The 3,219-nt window shown below is 70.3% G+C and carries 2 protein-coding genes; both read right to left on the bottom strand.

The window, feature by feature from the left end:
* Positions 1–235 precede the first annotated feature (235 nt).
* A complete protein-coding gene (locus tag ACZ7L9_RS37985) occupies positions 236–1,492 on the bottom strand; it encodes a Gfo/Idh/MocA family protein (RefSeq protein ID WP_471422084.1) in 1,257 nt (418 codons plus the stop codon).
* Positions 1,493–1,594: 102 nt separating this feature from the next.
* Positions 1,595–3,219 (bottom strand): peptidase C14 (locus ACZ7L9_RS37990; protein WP_471422085.1); only part of this gene is annotated, 1,625 nt, incomplete at its 5' end.

Here is a 3,219-nt window from a genome sequence, read left to right on the forward strand (position 1 = left end):
TTGGCCTCGTCGAAGATGACCGGGTAGGTCCACATGGTGACGGTGTTGCCGTCGCTGCCGCTGCCGGAGCAGCCGGCCAGCACACCGGCGGCGAGTGCGGTGGCGAGGACGGGCGCGGCGACGGCACGGACTCTGGAACGGCGGGTGAGAAGACGGGACATGAGGTGGTCCTCCGAGGACGTGAGGGCGGGCTGGGAAGAGGGCCTGGTCCGGACGACAGGCCCTTCAGGGGGTGTCACTGGGCCGGGACCGTCTGCACGGTGCCGGTGTGCCGGGCACGTTCGGCGGCGAACGCCGCGAGATGGCTGCCGAGCGAGGTGGCGGGACCGGAGCGGACGGCCCCGGCGTCGCCGGTGGCGACGGCGGTGACGAACGCCTCGACGAGCGCGGCGTCCCCGCCGCCGTGCCCGTCGGCCGCGTTCGAACCCGATGCGCCGAGTTCGTGGACGGTGGACTCACCGGTCCGGAAGTCCTGCACGGTGACCCGCTCACCGTCGCCGATGAGCCAGCCGTGCGAGCCGAAGATCCGGGTCTGCCGGTGCGTCTGCTCGGTGAACGCCACCATCTGGAAGGTCGCGGTCACCCCCTCCGTCAGCCGCATCGCGAGGACCTGGTGGTCGACCACGTCGTTGTCGCTGCGGTACGCGCAGACGCCGTACGGCCCCTCGCGCAGCGCCTGCACCAGACCGGCCTCGTCGGTCGCCTCCGTGACATGGGTGACCGGCCAGACCGCACCCTTCTCGCGCAGCGTCGGCATGTACAGCTTCAGCGCGCTGTACGGGCAGCCGGACTCGACCGCACAGTCCAGACAGCGGTCGGCGGACCCGGCCGGGGCGTTCTCCGGCCGGAAGTGCTTCAGTCCGCCGAAGCTCGTGACCTGCTCGATCCGGCCGCCCATGACGTACGTGATCCAGTCCAGGTCGTGGCAGGACTTCGCGAGCAGCATCGGGGAGGAGTCCTTCTCGCTGCGCCACGGCCCGCGCACATAACTGTGGGCGTAGTGCCACCAGCCGACCGGCTCCAGATGGTCGAGGGAGACCAGTTGACCGAGCACGCCGGAGTCCACGACCTCCTTCACCAGGTCGGTGTACGGGGTGTACCGCATGACATGGCACACCGCGAAGAGGACCCCGGCCCGCTCCACACCCTCGACGATCCGCCGGGTCTCGTCCTCGGTCGGGGCGAGGGGCTTCTCGGCGAGGATCGCGTATCCGGCCTCGGCCAGGGCCAGCACCGGCTCCACGTGGAAACGGTCCTGGGTGGCGACGATGACGGCGTCGGCGACGCGGTTCTCGACGAGCGGACGCCAGTCGTCGAACTCGACGGGCGCACCGGCGGCGGCCCGCGCAGCGGGGCGCGGATCGGCGACGGCGACGAGTTCGGCGCGCTCGGGGTGCGCCTTGATCCACTCGGCGTACGTCAGACCGCGGTTGCCGGCGCCGACGAGCGCGACCCGTACGGGCCGGCCGTTGATCGGGGTATGCGTGGACACGGGGAATCCCTGGTGATCGAAGGGTCAGGGTCTTTCGTTCGGATCAGGGTGCGTGCCAGACGCCGCGAGCCCGGCATGATCCGAACGAGAGGCCCCGAGTGGTCAGAAGCGCAGCGTGGCGGTGGTGTGGGCGACGCGGTCGCCCTCGTCCGGCAGCGCGGTGCGCTCGGTGCCGTCCTCGACACAGCCGGTGTGCAGCAGATGGCTGGCGGTGCCGGCGAACGCCGCGGGCCGCAGTTCGAGCCGGCCGTCGGTGAAGGTGGAGCCGGTGGCCCGGTAGCGGTTGGGGCCCTCGGTGACCAGCACATGGGCGGTGCCCTTGGGCGCGGTCGAGTCGAGGCCGGTGAGCTGCCAGTCGACGGTGCGTCCGGAGCCGGTACGGGCGAGCAGGGCGCCGTCCTTGTTGGTGCCGGACAGACGCGTGCCGTCGATGCGCAGCCGCTGGTCCTTCGCCGCGGTCAGCTTCAGCCCGGTGTCGCGGAGTTCGCCGCCGAGGACGGTGATGTCGGCGTGTGCGAGCGAGACCGGGGCGGTGTCCTTGGAGCCGGTCAGCGTGCACTGGTCGATGACGAGCGGCCCGGTGCCGTTGAAGACCGCGCCGTCGAGGCCTCTCAGCGTGGTGCGCTGGAGGGTGAGCGGGACGGTCACATTGGCCTGGGTTATCTCCGCGCCCGCCGCGAAGGCGAACGAGGAGTCGGCGATCACATTGGGGCGGGCGGACAGGTCCGAGGCCCGGGAGACGATCAGCGGACCGGTGGCCGTACAGCCGCGCATCTGCACCCCGTCGGCGTTGACCCAGAGCATGCCGGAGCCGGCCAGGGACTTCTTGCCGATGACCAGGACGTCCTCCAGCGTCAGATCGGTGATCTTGACGCGGGCCACGAACCAGGAACAGGCGTGCCGGCGCACGGTGATCCGCTTGGCCCTGCCGCCCCAGGCGGCACCGGAGTTGGCGAACGTCATCAGGCCGGAGTTGCCGGTGTAGACGAGGTCGTGCTCGAACTGCCCGTGCGTCACGAACGGGCCCTCGTCGTCACCGTCGCCGTGACAGTTGGTGACGTAGCAGTAGGCGGAGGCCGTGAAGTCGTTGAGATGACGGGCGTTGGACGTGTGACAGTCCTCGACGTGCCCGTACAGGCAGTAGATCTGCTGGGTGAGATAGCCCGCGCCGCCGTACGTGACGGACTTGGGGTTGGTCAGCGAGCACTGCTCGGTGCGGTAGTACGTGCACCAGCGGCGCATCACGACAGGCCAGAAGGTGCCGATGGCCTCGATCCCGGAGACGTCGCAGCGCACCGCGTACTCGTACGCGACCGGGTGCGAGCCGGTCATCTCGTCCTCGCCCCAGCCCTCGAAGACGAGGTTGCGGACGTGGGCGCGGTCGACGGGCTCGACGCGGGTCCAGGTGAGGGTGCGGCCGGCGGCCAGGTCCCAGCCGATCTGGTAGTTGACCCGGATGTGCGTCGGGTCGACGACACCGGTGACCTGGACCAGGCGCTGGATCTCCTTCTCGTACTTCCCCGCCAGGGCGTTGATCTCCACGGCCCACCACTGGCCGACGGCGAACTTCGACGAGTCGCCCACCTCGAACAGGTCCGAGAGGTCCGGCATCGCCGCGCTCAGGGTGTGTTCGACGGTGGTGTCGGTGGGGGTGCCGCGGAAGGAGAGGACGGCGCCGAAGGGGTTGTCGTGGGTGTTCTTCTCGATGCCTTCGGTGCGCATGCGGT

It is taken from the genome of Streptomyces sp. NPDC111516, assembly GCF_055635345.1.